Consider the following 19,739-nt stretch of genomic DNA (forward strand, 5'->3'; position numbering starts at 1 on the left):
GGACGCGTGCTGCCGGCCGCGATGCGACCGGAATGTCGCGCCACCCGGCGGCATAACCTATAACACTAGCAGACGCCGGGGAGCCGCGGCCAGTTTCGCACCGGGCGGCGGGGCTGCTGTCTACGCCCTCCGCCGCTCCCGGTTCCTGTCCCGCAGCAGATCCGCCAGGAAGGCCCCCGTGTACGAGGTCCGCTGCGCGGCGACCTCTTCGGGTGTTCCGGCTGCGACCACCCGCCCTCCGCCCGCGCCCCCTTCCGGGCCGAGGTCGATGAGCCAGTCGGCGGTCTTGATGACGTGCAGGTTGTGCTCGATGACCACCACCGTGTTGCCGCGGTCCACCAGGCGGTGCAGCACCTCCAGCAGGACGCGCACGTCCTCGAAGTGCAGTCCCGTGGTGGGTTCGTCGAGGATGTACAGGGTCCTGCCGGTCGCGCGCTTGGAGAGTTCGCTCGCCAGCTTGACCCGCTGCGCCTCGCCGCCCGAGAGGGTCGTCGCCGGCTGCCCCAGCCGAACGTAGCCGAGCCCGACCTGCGCCAGCGTCCTGAGGCGGTGGCGAACGCGGGGCACGGCATCGAAAAACTCGAGGGCCTCCGCGACGGGCATCGCAAGAACCTCGGCGATGTTCCGGCCCTTGTAGGCGATGTCGAGGGTCTCGCGATTGTAGCGCCGGCCCCGGCATACGTCGCACGGCACGTAGACGTCGGGCAGGAAGTGCATCTCGATCTTCACTAGCCCGTCGCCCTTGCACGATTCGCATCTGCCTCCCTTGACGTTGAACGAGAAACGGCCCGGACCGTAGCCTCGCACCTGTGACTCGGGTAGGCTCGCGAAAAGTTGGCGGATGGGGGTGAAGAGGCCGGTGTAGGTCGCGGGATTGGAGCGCGGCGTCCGTCCGATGGGCGACTGGTTCACCTCGATGACCTTGTCGATCAGCTCGGCGCCGTGCACCTCGTCGTGATTTCCGGGGAGGGCCACGGACCGGTAGAAGCGGCGCGCCAGGGCGCGGTACAGGGTATGGTTCACCAGGGTGGACTTGCCCGACCCGCTGACCCCGGTGACCGCGATGAAACACCCCAGGGGAAACCCTACCGCCAGGTCGCGCAGGTTGTGCTGGCGCGCGCCCTCAACCACGAGCCGACGCTCGGGGTCGGCGGGCCGGCGCCGGGCCGGCACGGGTATTTCGCGCGCGCCGCGCAGGTACGCGCCGGTGAGCGAGCGCGGATGGTTGACGACCTCCTGCACCGTCCCCGCGGCCACCACCTCGCCCCCCTGACGGCCGGCCCCCGGACCCAGGTCGACGACGTGGTCGGCGGCGAGGATGGTGTCCTCGTCGTGTTCCACCACCAGCACGGTGTTGCCCAGGTCGCGCAGCGAGCGGAGCGTGTCGAGCAGGCCGTGGTTGTCGCGTGGATGCAGGCCGATCGACGGTTCATCCAGGATGTAGAGCACGCCCACCAGGCCGCTGCCGATCTGGGTCGCCAGGCGGATGCGCTGCGCCTCCCCCCCGGAGAGGGTGTCGGCCGAGCGGCCCAGGCTGAGGTAGTCGAGGCCCACGGCGGTCAGGAAGCGGAGGCGGTTCTCGACCTCCTTGAGGATCGGACCGGCGATTTCGGCCGGGAGCGGCGGGCCGGGAGCCTGCGCGAGGGTGTCGGAGCGCAGGCGGCCGGCCACCGGGAGCGAGCGCACGAAGGCCAGGCACTCCGAGATGGGCAGCTCGATCACCCGGCCGATGGAGCGGCCGCCCAGGGTCACGGCCCGGGAGCGGGGGCCGAGGCGCGTCCCGTCGCACGCCTTGCACGGCAGCACCGACATGTAGGACTCGAGCTGGCCGCGCACGTAGTCCGATCCGGTCTCCCGGTAGCGCCGCTCGACGCTGGCGACCACGCCCTCCCAGACGTCCTCGTAGTATCCCGCGGATCCCGCCGACCGGTAGGGGAAGCGGATCTTCATGGGAGCCGAACCCCACAGGATGCCCTGGTGGACCTCGGGGTCCAGGGTGTTCCAGGGCTCGCGCGGGTCGAACTCGTAGGCGGCCGCCAGCCCGGGGATCACCGAGCGGCGCAGATGTCCGGCGGGATCCCCCCAGGGAAGCACCACCCCCTCCATGACCGAGAGCCCGGGGTCGCCGAGCAGGAGTTGCGGGTTGACCTCCCGCCGCGTCCCCAGCCCGCCGCAGTCCTCGCACGCGCCAAAGGGGGAGTTGAAGGAGAACTGGCGCGGTTCCAGCTCCGGCAGGTTGGTGCCGCACTCCACGCACGCATACTGCTCACTGAAGAGCAGGGGATCGTCTTCTCCGCGCACCCGCACCCCTGCGACGCCCTCGGCCGTCGAGAGGGCGGTTTCGATCGAGTCGGCGAGGCGGCCGCGGTCGGAGTCGCGCACCGTGAGGCGGTCGACGACGATGGCGATATCGTGGTTCTCGTACCGATTTAGCGCGGGAGGATGAGAAAGGTCGTAGACCTGGCCATCGACGAGCGCCCGCACGAAGCCGGTGCGGCGCGCCCGTTCGAACAGCTCCCGGAACTCGCCCTTGCGCCCCCGCACCAGGGGAGCGAGGACCTCGACCTGCCTGCCCGCCTGCCGTTCCAGAAGCTGTTCCACGATCTGGGTGGCGCTCTGGCGCAGGACGGGCCGGCCGCACTCCGGACAGTGCGGGGTGCCCGCGCGCGCCCACAGCAGGCGCAGGTAGTCGTAGATCTCGGTGACCGTGCCCACCGTCGACCGCGGGTTTCGGTTCACCGTCTTCTGCTCGATGGAGATCGCCGGCGACAGCCCCTCGATGGAGTCGACGTCGGGCTTCTCCATCAGGCCCAGGAACTGACGGGCGTAGGCGGAAAGCGATTCCACGTAGCGCCGTTGTCCCTCGGCGTAGATCGTGTCGAACGCGAGCGATGATTTCCCCGATCCGGACAGGCCGGTGATGACGACGATACGTTCGCGGGGGAGCTTGAGGTTGATGTTGCGGAGGTTGTGCTCGCGCGCTCCCCGGATGATGAGCGTGTCGCCGGTCATCGGCCCCACTCGCGATAGATGAACAGCCCCAGCGAATGTGCGTAGGTCGGGCCGCTCTGCTGGACCCCGAGCACGCCCCGGCGCAGGAGCGGGTCCTCGGCGAAACTCTCGAAGCCCCACAGGTCGGCGAAGCGCCACTCCAGGCGCGCGTTGGGGATTCGGGTGCGCGTCTGGGTGGTGGTCCCGACCGGAGCCAGGTCGACGGACAGGAAGACATCGTCCCACAGATAGCGGCCGAACTCGATCTGCGTGGAGGCGAGGGTGCCCAGCAGGCTGGGATTGGGGCCAAGGCGCTGCGTGGCCCGCTGGTTGGAGATGGCGAAGTAGTCCACGAAGCCGATCTCCTGCGCGACGGCCTCCTGGAACTCGTCTGCCAGCCGACCCAGGCCGAGCGACAGGCCATCGGTGATGATCGCCCCGCCCAGCAGTGACGACTCGCCGGAGCCCAGCAGTGCCGGGGGCCGGCCGAACACCAGGTAGCTGACGAGTTCCGGTTCCTCGATGGGCGCGGCCGCGTCGCTGGTGAGCGACACCGAGGGAGCCACCAGGGTGCCGCCCACGTTGGCGATCACGTTGAGCGGGCTGTCCCCGGCACGCAGGCGGGCCACCGCCTGGATGTCCAGGTTCGGGTTGACGCCGGGAATGCCGATGAACTCGAGGGTTCCCTCCTGCACCACGAAGCGGCGGCCGAAGTAGTTGTAGGATCCCCGGATGGCCGCGAGCTCCCCGACCGCCACGAAGCGGCGTGCCCCACGGTCGTACTCCAGCTCGAGGCCGCCGTCGATCTCCATGTCGATCTGGCGGCTGCGCAGCCAGCTGTCGCTCTCCACACTCAGTGCGATCTCCGCGACCAGATTGTCGAGGAACGGGTTCTGTCCGGCCTCGATGATGGGCAGCACCCCGGCCAGGGTGGTATCCACGGCGGCGAAGAAGGTGGTGTCCGCCAGGTCGACGATGGTCTGGTAGCGCGCGAACTCGTCGAGGTAGAGGGTCCCTTGTTCGACGTCCAGGTCCCCCTGCACGATCGGGCTGCGGTAGTTTCCGGTCAGCCGCAACTGCCCGCTGACCACTCCCTCGATGTCGTAGCGGTTGACCGCCCTGAAGCTGGTTCCGTCGATGGCGAGGTCGAGCGCCGGGTCGCGCAGGGGGCGCAGGTGCAGCGATCCGTTCACCGTGGCGAGGCCACCGGAACGCAGACTGCCCGAGAGCGTGGCGCGGGCGTCCTCGGTGAACCCCAGCACGGCCTCCACATCCGTGTACCGGACCCCCAGTTCCGGCAGTGCGAGGGCGCCTCCGGCCAGAGACAGTCCGCCGTTCGTGCGAATGTTAGCCGGGGGACCGGTGAGACGCAGTTCTCCATCAACCACGCCCTCGACGTCCTCGAGGCCGGGAACGACGCGCGAAACGACCGCAAGCGGGAACGCGCGTGCGACGACCGCGATGTCCATGGGTTCGTCGGGGAAGCGTTCGGGCGCCCGCCCGAGTTCCAGCGCCGCGGCCAGGGAGCCGCGGGCGGACAGGACCTGGGCTTCCTGGCTCCACGCCTCGACGTCACCGGTGATCCGGCGGTCCAGGTACTCGAGGTCGCCCGCTACCCGGGTGAGGTCCACGTTGCCGTATCCCAGGCCGTCGGCCTGGAAGGAGGCCTCCATTCCAGGGTCGTCTCCGGTCCCGGATACCTGCAGGTCGAGGCTTACCACTCCGCGAAGGTTGTCTTCCTCCAGGCCGGTCAGCCGCGCCACGTGGGTCAGGCGCTCCAGTGGGAGGCTCCGCACCACCAGCTCGAAGTCCGCCGAGCCTGGGCCGCGCGGGATGACGCCGTCGGCTTCAATCCTCATGCCGCCCACGCCGGGACGCGTGAAGCTGAAGTCGTCGACCACGAAACGCTCGCCGTCCCACAGGAGGCGCGCCGGCCCGCCCAGATTCCAGCGGCCGCCGGCGAAGCGGGTGGTGAGCTCGTCGAGGTGGAGTATTCCGCTGGTTGCGTCCGCCTGGTAGGTGGCGCGCGTCTGGTAGCTCTCTTCGGCCGAGCGCTGCAGGTCGGCGCGCAGCCGGCCCTCGGATCGGGAAAGATCCAGGTCGATGGCGGCGGAGGCGAAATCTCTGCCTTCAACCGCGAAGGAGTCGGTGAGGATGGAGGCGATGAGCCGCCCGTCGGTCCCCGGCAGACCGTCGATCCGGACGTCCAGTTCGGCCCGGCTGATCGCGTTCTCGCGAAAGCGAAAGCCATCGATGGTCACGATGCCCTCCGCCGTGAACCTGTCGACCGCGCCGCGCAGGGTGGCTTCGGCCGAGACACGCCCATCGACCTCGACCTCCCTCAGCAGGGGAAGGGTGTCGGGATCGATTCCCTCGAGGCGCAGCAACTCGATCTCCAGGCGCGACAGCGTGTCGGCCGCGATGATCGGACCCGCCATGAAGAAGGGCCTCAGGCCGTCCAGCGATTCGCTGGCGAAAGCGATGCGGACCTCTCCGGGCGGGAGGCCCTCCGCGAGACCCAGGTCCCCGGATGCGTCCAGAGTGCCCAGGCTGGTCACGGCGTGCAGCGTGTCCAGGGTGGCCGCGCCCGCTTCCAGGCGAAACGCGGACCTCGCCGAGTCCACGGCAACGACCCCGACCGCAGCGGAAGCGATGCGAACTCGCACGTCGGCTACGACCGAGTCGGGCTGGAGCCCGCGACCGTCCACGAACACGCCGCCGGTCACGATCGTGGGTTCCGGCAGTTCGGGCACGATGCGCGAAAGGTGGAAGTCGCGCACCTCGGTCTCGGCCTGGTAGCTGCGGCCGATGTCGCGCGCATCGAGGCGCGCGTTCATGGCCAGAGGCCCTGCGGGGGTCTCGAGGTCGAGTTCGACCTCGAGGTCGGCGAGGGGTCCGCGGGCGCTCACGCCGCCGGTGACCTCGCCGGTAACCGGCAGGGACGGGAAGAACGCGCCCAGTGCGGTGAACGACAGCGGCTGGAGGTCGCCGGACAGGTCCACGAACGTTGCGCCGTCCCCGTGTCCGATCGTGCCGCTGACGGTCACGTCCGACTGCGGGAGCCCCGCAGCCGCATGCGCCGCCGACGCGACGAAGTCGATTCCGTCCGACAGGCGTCCTTCTGCCTCAATGCGGAGCGAGCCCAAGCCTCCGATGGCGACGGGCTCGTCCAATTCGCCCAGCAGGCTGTACTGGAACGGCATCGACGTGAGCGAAAAGCCGGTCACGCCGGGGTTCGGCCCGACGTGCACCCGACCCCCGAATTCAAACCGGGAAGTGGCGTCGGCCGGGGCGGTCGCGACCGTCTCGAGGTCGCCGGAAACCTCCAGATCCTCCGGCCCGCCCTGGAAGCGCAGGCTGCCGGCGAGCGCACCCCGCCACGGGAGCGGCGAGGTCAGCCACGGATCGAACGCGGCGGCACTCAGCTCCTGCAGGCCGAGGTCACCGTCCAGAAGCAAGGAATCCGGCGTGATGGTCAGGGTGAGGCTACCCTCGAGTCCCCCGTCGGCGGTGGCAAGATCGAGGGAGGAGAAGGCGAGCGACGTCAACCCCGGCCTCAGACCGAGGCCCAGTTCCAGGGACCCGCGGGCCGGAGGCAGCCCCGGAACCAGCCAGTGAATGTCCTCGAGCGCCGCAACCGGAGCGCTCAGGCTTGCGTCGATGCGCAGGTCCCCGTCCCAGGCGACCGTGCCCGTTCCCGACATTTCGGTCTCGGGGAGCCAGAGACGTTCGGCGTCGAAGGAGAGTCCGTCCTCTCCCACGAGGATCTGCCCGCGAAGGTCGGCCAGCTCGAATGGTTCTTCGGTCACGCTCCCCTGCAGGGACAACGCGAACACGTCGAGGGCGGTCTGCTCCGCCCCGAATTCCGCCCCCCGCAGCCGCCCGCGGATACGGCTGAAGCGCTGTTCGCCCACGAAGCCGCCGCCGCCCGCCGCCGGCACACCCCCCGTGCGTCCCGGAGGCGCGTCCGTGTCCACCCGCACGATGACGTCGCCGTCGAAGACCGCGACGTCGCGCAGGACCAGGCCGGGTTCCTCGTCCTCGGGCCCGGACTGGAGGTTGAGCGCGGTGGCCGCTTCCCGCGGATCCGCGAGGATGCGGCTCCAGTTCGACTCGTCCTCGCCGGGACCGCGCTCGACCGTCAGCAAGGGATTCCACAGCTCCAGCCCGGCTAGCGCCAACTCCCCGCCGAACAGGCTCCGGAGCGAATAGCGAACGCGGATCGAGTCCGCAACGAACGCGGCGGGTCTTCCCGCTTCGGCGATCGTGACGCCGGACAGGGTGACCCCGGCGAGCAGGTTCGCGGAGCGGATTCCCGAGACCGCGACGTCGGCGCTCAGCCGTGCCGACGCCCGGCGGAGGACTTCCCCCACAACGATGCGCTGGCCCGGCCGGGTGTACACCAGCGCCACCGTCGCCGCACACAGGAGCGCGGCCAGCGAAAGGCACCCGATCAGCAGAACCCGCCCGCCGCGGGCGCGGCGGACGCCGGATCCCGTTTCGGTTTCCGCTGCGGGGCCTGCGCCGGACATCAGAAGACCTGTCCCAGGGAGAGGTGAAGCTGAAGCCGGCTCAGCGACCAATCCGCGGATTCGCCGTACAGTACCGGGTGCGGAAGGATCTCGAGCCGGCCCGAGCGAACGAAGTCGGGCGCCGCGGCCAGCTTTGCCTCGTCGTGATCGACGTCGGAATGGTAGGGCCGGATCCCCGAGGTCAGGACGCGCTGTTCCTCGCCCCCGCTCAGCCGGTACGCCACGTCCAGTCGCAGAGGACCGATGGCGGTGAAGTAACGGACGCCCATCCCCGGGGTCCATTCGAGGCGCGCGAGATCCCGGGAGCTGTCGTCGGACCAGACCTGGCCGAAGTCGAGAAACAGGGTTCCCTGCCAGTCTGCGGAACTGAGCGGAAAGCGTACCTCGACGTTGCCCTCGAGCAGCCGGCTGCCTCCGGTGGGATTGGACGTAAAGCGGTCGTCACCAAGGGTGCGCGGATCGCAGGTGAAGTCGATGATCTGGTCCGGGGTACAGGGCGCCGGGCCGCCGTCTCCGGGGGCCAGCAACGTTTCCACGTCCACGAACAGCACGCGCGGGCCCAACTGATTGTGGGCGAAGCCGCGCACCGAGGTGGCGCCCCCCGAATAGAACCGCTTCTGCGGGTGCGCGATCTCGGAGCCGACGTCCCGGCCCAGTGCTCCGAATCCTCCGGCGCCCAGCCATCCCCCGCGTACCCGCCCGGCCAGCACCCAGCCTTCCAGGAATTCGCGGGTTCCGGATGCCTCGCCCACGGCCAGGTTGTAGGCGAAGTCGGATCCGGTCAGGCGGGATGCGTGCTCGATCTCGGCGATCAGCGAGTATCTCGCGGCGGCACCGATGCCCTGGCCGATTTCCTCGTGCGCGAGGCGGATTCCCACGGGCGACAGCCAGTTGCTGCGCTGGAGCACCTCGATGCCCTCGAAGTCGCATACCAGGAAGCTGGAGCAGAAGAAGATGTCCGCCGCGTCCAGCTTCCCCGTTGTGGGCTGGAAGAAGATCGTCTGCGCACGCCCCTGCGCGCCTCCCCGGGTGACGGAGAGATCGACGCCCAGGCTCTGGCGGACGAAGAGGTCGGGCAGACTCTGCCGCTCCCAGAACACATTGGCGGCGAAAGTGGTGCGCAGCGAGAAGAGACGGGGCTGGGAGAACTGGGCCGAGAGCGACCAGTTGTAGCGCCCGTAGGGACCGGTGCCGGCATCGCGGCAGAGCGTCGAGTTGAGCGGGGAGTTCAGGATGTTCGAGAGCCGTCCGAGGAACTGCAGCCGGCGTCCGCCCCCGGAGAAATTCCGGCTGGTCCAGCTGGCTTCTCCGTTCACGCAGTCGGCCGTGCTCCAGCCGCCTCCCGCGCGGTATCGGTGAATGTCGCCCTCGACGACCGTGATCGATACGGGGATTACGCTGTCCGGCTGCGCGTCCAGTTCCTCCGTTACCGCGACATTGCTGAAGACCTCCATGCCATAGAGGTTGCGCCGCGCCTGGAAGACGAGGTCGGCGTCGTAGGTGCTGCCTTCGCGGAAGGGAATCATGCCCAGTATGACGCCCTGGTCCACCCTTTCGTTTCCCTCGATCGAGATGGCCCCGAAGCGTGCCGGAGCTCCCTTGAAGACATCGAAGTTGACCCGCGCGCCGTACGGCTGCGCGGCCGGAATGAGGATGTCGAGCAGGACTTCGGCGTGGGCGTACCCGGCGTTGCGCAACCGGATGGTGAGCGAATCACGGGCCGCCCCCAGCACCAGCTGGTCGAGCGGATCTCCCGCGCCCACCGGCAGATCGTCGAGGAGATCCAGGTCGCCGGGCGGATCGAGCCCGTTGAAGGCCAGGGAATCGATGAGCACCGGCCTTCCTTCCTCGATATGGAACGTGATCCCAACCCCGTCGCCGTTCCGGTCGAGACTCGGTTCGATAAGCGCCTCCCGGTATCCGTGCCGGTAGTAGAAGAGCCGCAGGCGCACCACGTCGCGTTCGAATTCGCGCGGACCCAGGAAGTGCTCGTCGATGGCGAAAGAGCTTCCCGACCAGCAGAAGACGGAGAGCAGCCAGTGCCGGCAGTCGGTCGACCGCGTCATGATGGAAGCGCCCAGCGCGCGATCGGAGAAGACGTCGTTGCCCTCGAAGCGAAGCGTGGTGACCTCTTCCAGTTCCCCCTGGACCGCCGACACGGGGACTGTGGTAGCGAGCAGGGCGGGAAGGAGGGCGAGGACCGTCCCGGCGCATCGCCGCCCGGGGTGCGCGCGCAGACTGCCGGTCACGCGCTGCCCGCGGTACCTGGCGACGGTGGCTGTGCGAAGTCGTGGCGGGGGAAGGTGTCGCGCGCGACCGGCCGGAAGCCATCCTCCAGGGAGGAGCGCAGATACCGGGTCACCGCGATCCTGTCGTTCGTCACCCGCACAAGGTTGCAGCTGTTCTTGCCCTTCTCCCTTCCGCGCCCCCGGTCGGACGCCGTGGTGCCGCTGCATACCAGCAGCACGGGCGAATCCGCCTCCCCCGATCCATTCGTCGACGGACCGCTCGGAACGCCCACCGAGATGAAAGCGCGATGAAGGTGGCCGAACAGCACCAGCTCCACGCCCATTTCGGCCAGCCGGGCGACGATGCGGCGGGCGCGGGGGAGGGCAGCGATGAGATCCCCTTCGGGCGCTCCGACCAGCGCGTGGTGCACCACCAGCGCGCGCAGGCCCCCGTTTCCGGCCCGGGCGAACGCCGCCGCCGCACGTTCCAGCTGTTCGTCGGCCACGTTGCCGTTCACGATGGTGCGGTCGGGCGTGGTGGTGTTGAGCGCGACCACGACCGCTCCGCCGAGGTCGTGTTCGGTGTCGAGTTCGTCCGCGATCCAGCGGCGGTAGTTGCGGAAGGGTGCGAAGGCGCGCTCCCACAGGCGGTACAGGGGCACGTCGTGGTTGCCGGGCGTGACCACAAGCGGGACCTGGGGAAGGCGCTTCAGGTAGGCGGCCGCCGCCTCGTATTCGCGGTTCTTGGCACGCTGCGTGAAGTCGCCCGAGAGCGCGATCAGGTCGGGCGAGACGGAGTGCGCCAACGTGAGGAAGTCGGCGGCGGCCGCAGGCGCGTGCGGCCGCCCGAAGTGCAGGTCCGAGCCGTGAAGTATGGTGAATGCGCGGCCGGGATGGCTCACGGCGCCCTCGCCTTCTTCGGGCGCGGCCCACCGTTCCGGGACGCGAGACGGACCATCGCCGCCGCCGCCGCCGCGATCAGCAGGAGGCTGATGACCTGCGCGATGGTCAGGCTGCCCAGGAAGCGGTCGTCCTTGGCGCGCACGAATTCGACCAGAAAGCGGGCCGCCGAGGCCAGCGCCAGCCACAGCGCAAACACCCAGCCGGGAGGATGCGCGCCGTGCCGCAGACGCCAGACGATCGCGAAGATCGCCAGCGCCATGGCGATCTCGTACAACTGCGTGGGATGTACCGGCACGATCTGTCCGTAGGCTTCCACCAGAGCCGGATCCGTTTCGATCCCGAAGCGGGCCAGGTTGTCCACCGAACTGGGGGGTGAACCCTGCGGAAAGCGGATTCCCACCCACGAGGCCGTCGGGCGGCCGTAGTCGTCCCCGACCAGGAAGCACCCGAGTCGCCCCACCGCGTACGCCATCGCCATCGACGGGGCGGTCAGATCGAGCGTCTGGCGCACGGGCAGGCCGAGCCGCTTCATCTGGTACAGGACGGCCGCGGTTCCGCCGAGGAAGCCCCCGTACCACACCAGCCCGCCGCGCGCGAACAGGAACCGCGGATTCTCGACGAGCCTGGGGAAGTTGAGAAACACGTAGTACAGCTTGGCTCCGATGATTCCCCCGATCACCGCGGCGAACACGAGGTCCCAGGCGCGGTCGGGATGGATGCCGGTCTCGCTCATCCGTGCGCGCAACAGGTAGCCGGCCGCCAGGAAGGCCAGGAAGAGCATGACCCCGAAGGAGGTGACCGGCTCTCCGCCGAGCACCGGCACCCATTCGGGAAAGCGGAAGAGGATTGGATACACGGGTAGCCAGGGGGTTCAGGGTGGGGTCGGGCCGGCGCGCACGGGATTCGGGCATGCCGCTCCGCGGATGGTTTCGAGAGCGTCGGGAGTCATTCGCGCAGCCCGGGGAACGGGAGCGAAGCGTCGGCCGAGAGGTCCAGGTCCGAACTCTCCCCCAGGAGCAGGCGAAAAGCCGCTGTGCGGGCGACCATGGCCCCGTTGTCCACAGACAACCGGGGAGTCGCGTGAAAGAGCTCGACCTCGGGGGGATGCCGCCGGCGCAACTCGCGGCGCAAGGCGCTGTTTGCCGACACACCCCCGGCCACCAGGATCCTGTCGGTCCCCGTGCGTTCCACCGCCTGCGTCGCGCGGGTCGCAAGGACGTCGTTGACCGCGGCCTGAAAGGATGCGGCCACGTGGGCGCGCTCCGCGTCGAGGCCGCCGTTGGCCTCGAGTTCGGCAACCTGGGTCGCGACCGCGGTCTTGAGCCCGCTGAACGAGAAGTCCAGCGCCTCCGTCGCGCCCGGCTTTCCGGAGGATGCGAGCAGTGGCCGCGGGAACGAGTACCGGGCCGGGTCCCCCTCGGTCGCAAGCGCCTCGAGCGGGGCTCCGCCCGGATAGGGCAGCCCGAGCAGACGCGCCACCTTGTCGAACGCTTCCCCCGCAGCGTCGTCGCGGGTGCGGCCCAGCAGCCGGTACTCGCCCCAGGCGGTCGCGTGGAGGAGCAGCGTGTGTCCCCCGGAGACCAGAAGCGCCACGAAGGGTGGCTCCGCGCCGGGATCCTCGATGTGGGGGGCGAACAGGTGGGCCTCCATGTGATGCACGCCCACGACGGGGACCCCCGACGCGTAGGCGGCCGCCTTCGCCCAGCACACCCCCACCAGCAGGGCTCCGATCAGCCCGGGGCCGGCAGTCACGCCGATGCCGTCGAGTTCCGCCAGCATGCATCCGGCGTCGTCCAGCGCACGGCCAACGACATCGTCGACCACCTGCAGATGAGCCCGGGCGGCGAGCTCCGGAACCACGCCGCCGTAGACGGCGTGCATGTCCTGGGAGAGGATCACGTGTGAGCGCAGATCGTGCGCGCCATGGAGCACGGCCGCGGAGGTTTCGTCGCAACTGGTCTCGATGCCGAGAACGAGGAGATCGCTCACCGCCCCTCGGACCCCTCTCTGCCGACCAGCTCGACCCGCACTTCGACCGTGTCCGGCGAGAAGCTGATCAACTCGCCCGAAATGCCGTTGCCGACGCCCACGCGAACCACCTGCGACCCCGCGATGCGCGACAGGTCCACGGGATCGAGGCGAATCGTGCTGAGCTCCGCGACCCGGCTTGCCGGCCCGATTACGCGAATGGTCGCGGGGGAGGCGGTGGGGGGCGCGGCCAACGTCAACTCGTCACGCGGGACGCCGACCACGGTGGGGGCGACGGGCACCTCCACCGCCACCATGGGTTCGAAGGCGATGGCGACCGCGGCCGGCTCCACGGCCTCGACGACCACTCCCTCGATGCCCTGCAGGCGCACCCAGTTGCGATCGATCACCAGGGACGTGTCGGCGGAGCCCACCGCATCCACGGGGACCATGATCGAAGGCTGGTTCCCGGCGAGGCGCAGGAGTTGACGGGCCGTGCCCGCCAGCCGAACCGTCGCGCTGGAGGGCGTCGGGGTACCCGAGACCGCCCACTGTGGATCGTTCAGCTGCACGCGCACCGGCACGCCGTCGAAGGCCCGGCGCTCCGGCTGCTCCATCTGCACGACGACCCACAGAACGACAGCAAGCGCAAGCGCGGCAAGCATCGGAGTCGAGTTGCGCCCCGACTCGGATGCCTGCCAGGGCAGCTTCAGCTTGCCAGCAGCCTCTGGATCAGTTCGAGGTTTTCCGGGGAATCCCACTCGGTTGCTCCCGCGATCTTCTTGTAGATGACCCCGTCCTTGCCGATCAGGAAGGACTCGGGGACCCCAGTGGTTCGGTAGGTCTGCCTGATCCGCCCGGACGCGTCGTGCAGGATCGTGAAGGTGAGCCCGTGCTCGCGGGCGAACAGGCCCACGTCGCCGCCGGGATTGCCGGCTTCATCGCGCTCGCCCTGCGCCGCATCCACGCTTACGGCGAGGATATCGAAGGGCTGGCCGTCGAGCTGTTCGTACAGGCGCTGCATCGAGGGCATCTCCACGATGCAGGGGCCGCACCAGGTGGCCCAGATGTTGACCAGCACCACCCGGCCGCGGTGATCCTCGAGGGAGACGGGGGTCCCCTGGAGGTCGGAGATCGTGAAGGCCGGGGCGTCGGCCCCCAGGCCTACCGGCTGAAACCGTCCCCGGCCCGCCCAGGCCATGAGGACGAGCGCACCGGCCCCCAGCACGGCCACCAGATACGGAATGCGCGAAGGTCTGTGGGTCATGTCGACGGCCTCTCGGAACCAGCGGATCGAACCTGTAACGATATCACCCTTATCATGTTCGCACCCATGGTGATTGTTCCTGCGTTTCCGGCTGTGTCGGGCCGGGGGAGGCCGCCCGGCAGCAGCGCGCGGTCGCCGATCACCAGCCGCACTTCGGACCCCACCTCCACGGTGCTCGCCGCCGCCGGATCCTGCTCGATTACCACGGCCGGCTCCAAACTCGTGAGCGCGTCCATTTCGATCTCGGTGACGAAGAGCCCGAGGGAGTCGAGCAGGAGGAAGGCTTCCTCCTCGCTCAGTCCGAGGAGGATCGGCATTTCCACCACCGGCGGCCCCAGGCTGATCGCGAGCCGCACTTCGAAAGGCAGGGCCACGGCGGTTCCCGCCTCCGGTTCCATGGCGACCACTTCGCCGGCGGGCTCCGCGTCCTCCAGGGAGTCCACGGCGACCGTGAACCCGTTCGCTCCGAGGAGGACGCGCGCCCTCCGTTCGTGCTGGCCGATCACGTCGGGAACGGCGCGATGCTCCGGACCCAGGCTGATGGCGAATTCGATGGCCGCTCCGGGAAGGGCGAGCTGGCCGGGCAGCGGGGTCTGGCCCAGGATGGAGCCGGTGGCGGCGGAGGGGTGGTACATCGAGTCGACTGCGCCCAGCCCGAGTCCCGCCCCTGCGGCGCGGGCAGCGGCGACCTGGAGGTCGAGTCCGGTCAGATCGGGCACGCTCAGCAGGTCCGGAGGCGGAGCGGGCACCGGGAATACGACCCGAGTGGCGGCCACGTAGCCGCCAACGAACATCACGCCCAGCAGAACCGCGCCGCGCAGCACGCGCCCGAGGACTCCGGCCGGACGCCTTCCGCGGGAGCTTGCGCGTCTCTTCCTTTTCGTCGAACGGCGCTTGCGACCGCCGCCACGGGCGGGCCTGCGCCGACCAATCGAGCTTCCCAGCCTCATCGGATTCTCCGCATGCGCGCCGCGAACGCGCCGTCGAAACCGGTGCTCTGCGGCAGGACGCACAGGTGACCGCGATCGTCCATGACCTCCGGATCCATGTCTTCGGGAGCTTCCCGGCGGAATTCGGGGTGCCGGCTCAGGAATCCCTCCACGACGTCGACGTTTTCCTCTGGCTCCAATGTACACGTGGAGTACACCAGAAGTCCCCCGGCGGGAACGGCCCGGGATGCACCCGCGAGGAGCCGGGACTGGACGCCGGCCAGCCTCGCGGGATCCGTCTCCGTCAGGCGCCATCTGACGTCGGGACGGCGGGCCAGGGTACCCGTGCCGGTGCACGGCGCATCCACCAGGACGAGGTCGGCCCGGCGCACGGGTGCGGCACCGGCGTCCGCGACCACGGCGCCCACGCGGGCTCCGAGGCGCAGGGCGGACCCGGTCACGAGCTTCAGGCGGGGCGGGGAAAGGTCGGCTGCCAGCACGTACCCTGCGCGTTCCGATAGCACCAGCGCCTTGCCCCCGGGTGCGGCGCACAGATCGGCCACGAGGGCGCCCGGAGGTGGGTCGGCGTAGCGCGCCACCAGCGCGGCGCCGGGGTCCTGGATGACGCCGGGGACGGCCCCGAGCACGCGCGCCGGGTCGGTCCCGGCCGCGAGACGCAGGCAACCGGAGCCGAGCCCGGCTGCGGTTGCGGTCAGGCCGGCGGCCCGCAACCGCTTGAGGGCGGGTTCGGGTTCGATGCCCACGGGGCGGAAGAAGAGCCCTGGCACACCGTTGTCATGCCTCAGGAGCGCCTCGGTGGCGGTCGCCCCCCAGCGCGCGAGCCAGCGTCGCACCAGCCACCGGGGATGGGAGTGCCAGTGCGTGAGATGGTCCTCGAGGTCGGTCTCGCGGTTGGGGAAGGCGTCCGCGGGCGATCCCTCGCGTGCCGAGGCGCGCAGAACGGCGTTGATCAGTCCTGCAGCCCTTCCGGCACCGGCCGCGCGCGCGAGCTCCACTGTGGACGACACCGCCGCGTACGTGGGCACGCCCTCCATGTAGTGCAGTTGGTACGCGCCCATGCGCAGCAGGTCGAGGACCGCCGCATCGAGCCGCTCAGGTCCCCGGCGCGCGTGCAGCGCGATCGTGTAGTCCAGGCGGCCGCGCAGCCGCGCCACCCCGTAAGCGAGGGCGTGCACCCAGTGCCGGTCGCGGGGCGACAGGGCGCCGGCGCGCGTGTCCAGAGCGCGATCCAGACGCTGGCCCCGGGTGCAGGCGGCGAGCACCCGGAACGCGACTCTTCTGGCGTCGCGCGATCCGTCCGCGCCCATTCGCCGCTCGCGCGTGCTACTCCGGCAGCGGGGGCGAGGAGGGGACCGCCACCTCGCGCGTGGGCATGCGGCCTGCCAGGTAGGCGAGCCGGCCCGCGACCACCGCCTCGCGCATCGCGGCCGCCATGCGCACGGGATCGCGGGCCGCCGCGATGGCGGTGTTCATGAGCACCCCGTCCACCCCCTGCTCCATGGTGAGGCAGGCATCCGAGGCGGTGCCCACCCCGGCGTCCACGATAATCGGGACCTCGCAGCGCTCCTTGATCGCGCGCACGTAGTACGGGTTGAGCAGCCCGAGGCCGCTCCCGATGGGGCTCGCGAGGGGCATCACCGCCACGCACCCCGCATCCTCCAGCCGAAGGGCGGTGATGAGGTCCTCGTTGGTGTAGGCCATCACCTTGAACCCTTCCGCCACGAGCACCCGGGCGGCGTCGAGGGTCGCCTGCGTGTCCGGGAGCAGGGTGGTCTCGTCACCGATCACCTCCAGCTTCAGCCACTCGTTGAACCCCGCGGCGCGGGCCAGCCTCGCATAGCGGATTGCGTCCGCGGCGGTGTAGCAGCCCGCGGTGTTGGCCAGGAGGAAGAACTCGCCGGGGTCGAGATGGTACAGGATACCTTCCTCGCGGGTGCGGTCGAGGTCTATCCGCCGCACCGCCACCGTCACCATGTCCGAGCCGCTGGCGCGGATGGCCCGCACCATGGTCTCGTTGTCGGGATACTTGCCGGTCCCCACGATCAGGCGGGAGCGGAACTCTCTGCCCCCGACCACGAACGGGGTGTCGGCGCTCGCGTGTGTCGACATCACCGCCTCTTGGCTCCGTCCGCCGGTACTGGTATCTACTGACATATATTGTTGTCTACTGCGTTATCAGGCTCGGCGGCCTGGCGGGGGTCGCAACTCCGCTCCCCGCGGCTCCCTGCCGCCGGAAGCATCACCCGCCGCCCACGAAGTGAACCAGTTCCAGTTGGTCGCCCTCGCTCAGACGCACCGTGGCGTAGCTCTCGCGGGCGAGGATTTCCCGGTTGCGTTCGACGACCACCATCCCGGGGACCAGGCCCAACTCGTCGAGGAGGCCGGACACGGTGATGTCCGCGCCCACCTCTCGCGCCTTTCCGTTCAGGCGGATCGTCACCTTGCCGTCCATTCCGGTGGTTGTCACTCCTCGGGCCACGAGTCCAGAAAACGCCTCACGCCATCCCCGGGCGATGGTGCGTCCCACACCGCGCGGATGACCGCCACTCCGCGGGCGCCGGCGGCGAGCACCTGTGGCGCCCGGCCGGCGGTGATGCCTCCGATGCCCACCACGGGGGCCGGGCTTGCGGCCTTGACGGCCCGCACCACTTCGATTCCGCCCGGTGCGATCCCCGCATGGGAAGGCGTCGCGAACACCGCTCCCGCAAGAAGATAATCGATCCGGCCGTCATCCCCACCGGCCTCGGCGGCCGAATGCACCGAACGGCCCACATGGGCATCCGCTCCGAGAAGGCGGCGGGCAACCGCCGCGGGCATCGACCGGCCGCCCAGGTGAACGCGCCTGATGCCCAGCACCAGGGCCACGTCCACGCGATCGTTGACCACCAGCCAGCCGCCGCTGCGGCGCGCCGGGCGGATGAGGCCGGCGGCGGCCCGATAGAGCGCGCGCCCCGAGGTGCGCGGCCCGCGCACGTGGAGGGCGACCCGTGCGCCGCCCGCCTCCAGCACCTCGAGGGCCGACGCGGAAAAGCTCGATCTCGCCAGGATGCGGTCGTCGGTGACGACGTGCAGCGGGGGTATCATCGCAACCGCTGCCCCGCCCGGCCCGCCCGGCCCCGCAGCCAGTCGCGCGCGGGCATGCGCCTTTTTCCGGCAGGCTGCACCTCGCCCACCTCTACCGAGCCCTCCCCGGCCGCGACGCGGAACCCCTTGCCGGGGTCCGCCCCGATCACGGTGCCGGGCTCCGGGTCCTCTGGTCCCGTGGCGGCACCGCCATGGACCACGCGCGGACGAAAAAGCTTGAGGGGGCTGCCCTCCAGCTCGCTCCACGCGCCGGGCGCCGGGTCCATGGCGCGCATCCAGCGGGCCACTTCCACTGCGGGCCGAGCCCACTGCAGCCGCGCGTCGCGTCGGGAGAGACGGGGGGCGAAGGTGGCCCGCGCGTGGTCCTGCGGCTGCTCCTCCAGCGTGCCCGCGTCCATCATCTCCAGGGCTCGCACCAGCCCGCCGCCGCCCATCCGCGCCAGCCGCTCGTAGAGTTCGCCGGCGGTCTCGTCGGAGAGGATGTCCGTCCTTTCCTGCCGCAGGATGGGACCGGCGTCCATGGCTTTCACCATGCGCATGATCGTGACTCCCGTAACCGGGTGGCCGCGCGCGATGGCCCAGTGCACCGGGGCCGCGCCTCTCAGTGCGGGGAGCAGGGAAGCGTGCACGTTGATCGACCCGAGGGCGGGGAGATCCAGCGCCTCGCGGCTCAGGAAGTGCCCGTACGCGGCGACCACCGAGAGGTCCGGCCGGAGGCCCCGCATGCGCGCCAGGAAGGCGGGGCGGCCCGGGCGCCCGGGGGTGAAGACCGGGTATTCCGCGGCGAGGGCGGCTTCCTTCACGGGCGTGGGCCGCGGGCGCCGTCCGCGGCCCGCCCGGCGGTCGGGCTGTGTCACCACGCCCACGATCTCATGGCCTGCATCGGCCAGGCTTCGGAGGGAGGGAAGGGCGAAGATCGCCGTTCCCCAGAAGAGAACCCTCACGGCTCCGCGGCTTCGGCCTGCAGCTTCCTCCACTTCTTGAGCAGCAGCTGCCGCTTGAGGGGACTCAGCCGATCGACGAAGAGCACGCCGTCCAGGTGGTCGATCTCGTGCTGCAGGGCGCGCGCGAACAGGCCCTCCGCCTCGAGTCGCACACCCTTTCCCTCCGGGTCCGTGCCGTCCACCACAACCGATACCGGGCGTTGCACGACCGCCTCCACCCCGGGGATGCTCAGGCACCCCTCCGTCTGCTTGTCCTTCTTCGCCGTCCAACTCGCCAGCCGGGGATTCACCAGCGCTACGGGGTTCGACTCGTCGGACTCCTCCGCCACGTCCAGCACGATGACGCGCCGGGAGATGCCGACCTGCGGCGCCGCCAGCCCGATGCCCTTGGCGTCGTACATCGTCTCGAACATGTCGCGCACCAGCGCGCGCACCTCGTCATCGACGTCGTCGACCGGGTCCGCCGGACGCCGCAAAACCTCGCTGCCGTACAGCTCGATCCTGCGCAGAGCCATCCCGATACGGCTACGAGTCCCGCGGGTTTGTGAGCGTCGCGATCTTCGAGCGCTCGATCACGAGACGGGTGTTTTCCGCAGTCACGATGGTGAGGTGCTGTTCCTGGGCGTGAATCACCTTGCCCACGATCCCGCCCGCGGTCACCACCCGGTCCCCCTTCTTGAGCGCCGCCACCATTGCACGGTGACGCTGCTGCTCCTTGCGCTGCGGCCTGATCAGCAGGAAGTAGAAGATCGCGATGATCGCGATCAACTGGATGAAGAAGACGAAGCCGCCTCCCCCGCCCTGGGGCACCCCCAGAAGAGGTGACGGCAGGAGCGGCTGGGCCGATATCGCGATCCAGAGTGCCAAGATGC

16 protein-coding genes are annotated in these 19,739 nt (G+C 69.9%); all 16 read right to left on the reverse strand.

Features of this window, described 5'->3' with window-relative positions; genetic code table 11:
* Positions 1 to 120 precede the first annotated feature (120 nt).
* On the reverse strand, positions 121 to 3,012 hold the full coding sequence (gene uvrA, locus OXU32_13235) for an excinuclease ABC subunit UvrA (protein ID MDE0074915.1): 2,892 nt from the start codon (positions 3,010 to 3,012) through the stop codon (positions 121 to 123).
* On the reverse strand, positions 3,009 to 7,523 hold the full coding sequence (locus OXU32_13240) for a translocation/assembly module TamB (protein ID MDE0074916.1): 4,515 nt from the start codon (positions 7,521 to 7,523) through the stop codon (positions 3,009 to 3,011). Before OXU32_13240 ends, uvrA begins: the two co-directional genes overlap by 4 nt.
* On the reverse strand, positions 7,523 to 9,772 hold the full coding sequence (locus OXU32_13245; GenBank protein MDE0074917.1) for a BamA/TamA family outer membrane protein: 2,250 nt from the start codon (positions 9,770 to 9,772) through the stop codon (positions 7,523 to 7,525). The genes OXU32_13240 and OXU32_13245 overlap by 1 nt, the downstream gene beginning before the upstream one ends.
* Positions 9,769 to 10,653, reverse strand: coding sequence for a metallophosphoesterase (locus OXU32_13250; protein ID MDE0074918.1), 885 nt, complete (start codon positions 10,651 to 10,653; stop codon positions 9,769 to 9,771). The genes OXU32_13245 and OXU32_13250 overlap by 4 nt, the downstream gene beginning before the upstream one ends.
* Positions 10,650 to 11,510, reverse strand: a complete 861-nt coding sequence (locus tag OXU32_13255; GenBank protein ID MDE0074919.1) for a prolipoprotein diacylglyceryl transferase — start codon at positions 11,508 to 11,510, stop codon at positions 10,650 to 10,652. The genes OXU32_13250 and OXU32_13255 overlap by 4 nt, the downstream gene beginning before the upstream one ends.
* 89 nt (positions 11,511 to 11,599) lie before the next feature.
* Complete coding sequence (tsaD, locus tag OXU32_13260; GenBank protein MDE0074920.1) at positions 11,600 to 12,643, reverse strand: tRNA (adenosine(37)-N6)-threonylcarbamoyltransferase complex transferase subunit TsaD; 1,044 nt, start codon at positions 12,641 to 12,643, stop codon at positions 11,600 to 11,602.
* Positions 12,640 to 13,287, reverse strand: coding sequence for a YbbR-like domain-containing protein (locus tag OXU32_13265; GenBank protein ID MDE0074921.1), 648 nt, complete (start codon positions 13,285 to 13,287; stop codon positions 12,640 to 12,642). The genes tsaD and OXU32_13265 overlap by 4 nt, the downstream gene beginning before the upstream one ends.
* 44 nt (positions 13,288 to 13,331) lie before the next feature.
* Positions 13,332 to 13,889: a TlpA disulfide reductase family protein gene (locus OXU32_13270; protein ID MDE0074922.1), complete on the reverse strand. Its 558-nt coding sequence runs from the start codon at positions 13,887 to 13,889 to the stop codon at positions 13,332 to 13,334.
* Positions 13,886 to 14,713, reverse strand: a complete 828-nt coding sequence (locus OXU32_13275; GenBank protein MDE0074923.1) for a PASTA domain-containing protein — start codon at positions 14,711 to 14,713, stop codon at positions 13,886 to 13,888. Before OXU32_13275 ends, OXU32_13270 begins: the two co-directional genes overlap by 4 nt.
* 122 nt (positions 14,714 to 14,835) lie before the next feature.
* Positions 14,836 to 16,146, reverse strand: a complete 1,311-nt coding sequence (locus tag OXU32_13280) for a 16S rRNA (cytosine(967)-C(5))-methyltransferase RsmB (GenBank protein MDE0074924.1) — start codon at positions 16,144 to 16,146, stop codon at positions 14,836 to 14,838.
* A gap of 16 nt (positions 16,147 to 16,162) precedes the next feature.
* Complete coding sequence (locus tag OXU32_13285) at positions 16,163 to 16,948, reverse strand: thiazole synthase (protein MDE0074925.1); 786 nt, start codon at positions 16,946 to 16,948, stop codon at positions 16,163 to 16,165.
* 130 nt (positions 16,949 to 17,078) lie between these two features.
* A complete protein-coding gene (thiS, locus tag OXU32_13290; GenBank protein ID MDE0074926.1) occupies positions 17,079 to 17,306 on the reverse strand; it encodes a sulfur carrier protein ThiS in 228 nt (75 codons plus the stop codon).
* Positions 17,303 to 17,923 carry a thiamine phosphate synthase gene (locus OXU32_13295; protein MDE0074927.1) on the reverse strand — a complete coding sequence of 207 codons (621 nt, stop codon included), beginning with the start codon at positions 17,921 to 17,923 and terminating at the stop codon, positions 17,303 to 17,305. The genes thiS and OXU32_13295 overlap by 4 nt, the downstream gene beginning before the upstream one ends.
* A complete protein-coding gene (fmt, locus tag OXU32_13300) occupies positions 17,920 to 18,867 on the reverse strand; it encodes a methionyl-tRNA formyltransferase (GenBank protein ID MDE0074928.1) in 948 nt (315 codons plus the stop codon). Before fmt ends, OXU32_13295 begins: the two co-directional genes overlap by 4 nt.
* Complete coding sequence (gene def, locus OXU32_13305) at positions 18,864 to 19,382, reverse strand: peptide deformylase (protein ID MDE0074929.1); 519 nt, start codon at positions 19,380 to 19,382, stop codon at positions 18,864 to 18,866. Before def ends, fmt begins: the two co-directional genes overlap by 4 nt.
* A gap of 10 nt (positions 19,383 to 19,392) precedes the next feature.
* A complete protein-coding gene (gene yajC, locus OXU32_13310) occupies positions 19,393 to 19,734 on the reverse strand; it encodes a preprotein translocase subunit YajC (protein ID MDE0074930.1) in 342 nt (113 codons plus the stop codon).
* Positions 19,735 to 19,739 lie beyond the last annotated feature (5 nt).

Source organism: Gammaproteobacteria bacterium, from assembly GCA_028819075.1.
Lineage (GTDB): Bacteria > Gemmatimonadota > Gemmatimonadetes > Longimicrobiales > Gaopeijiaceae > BD2-11.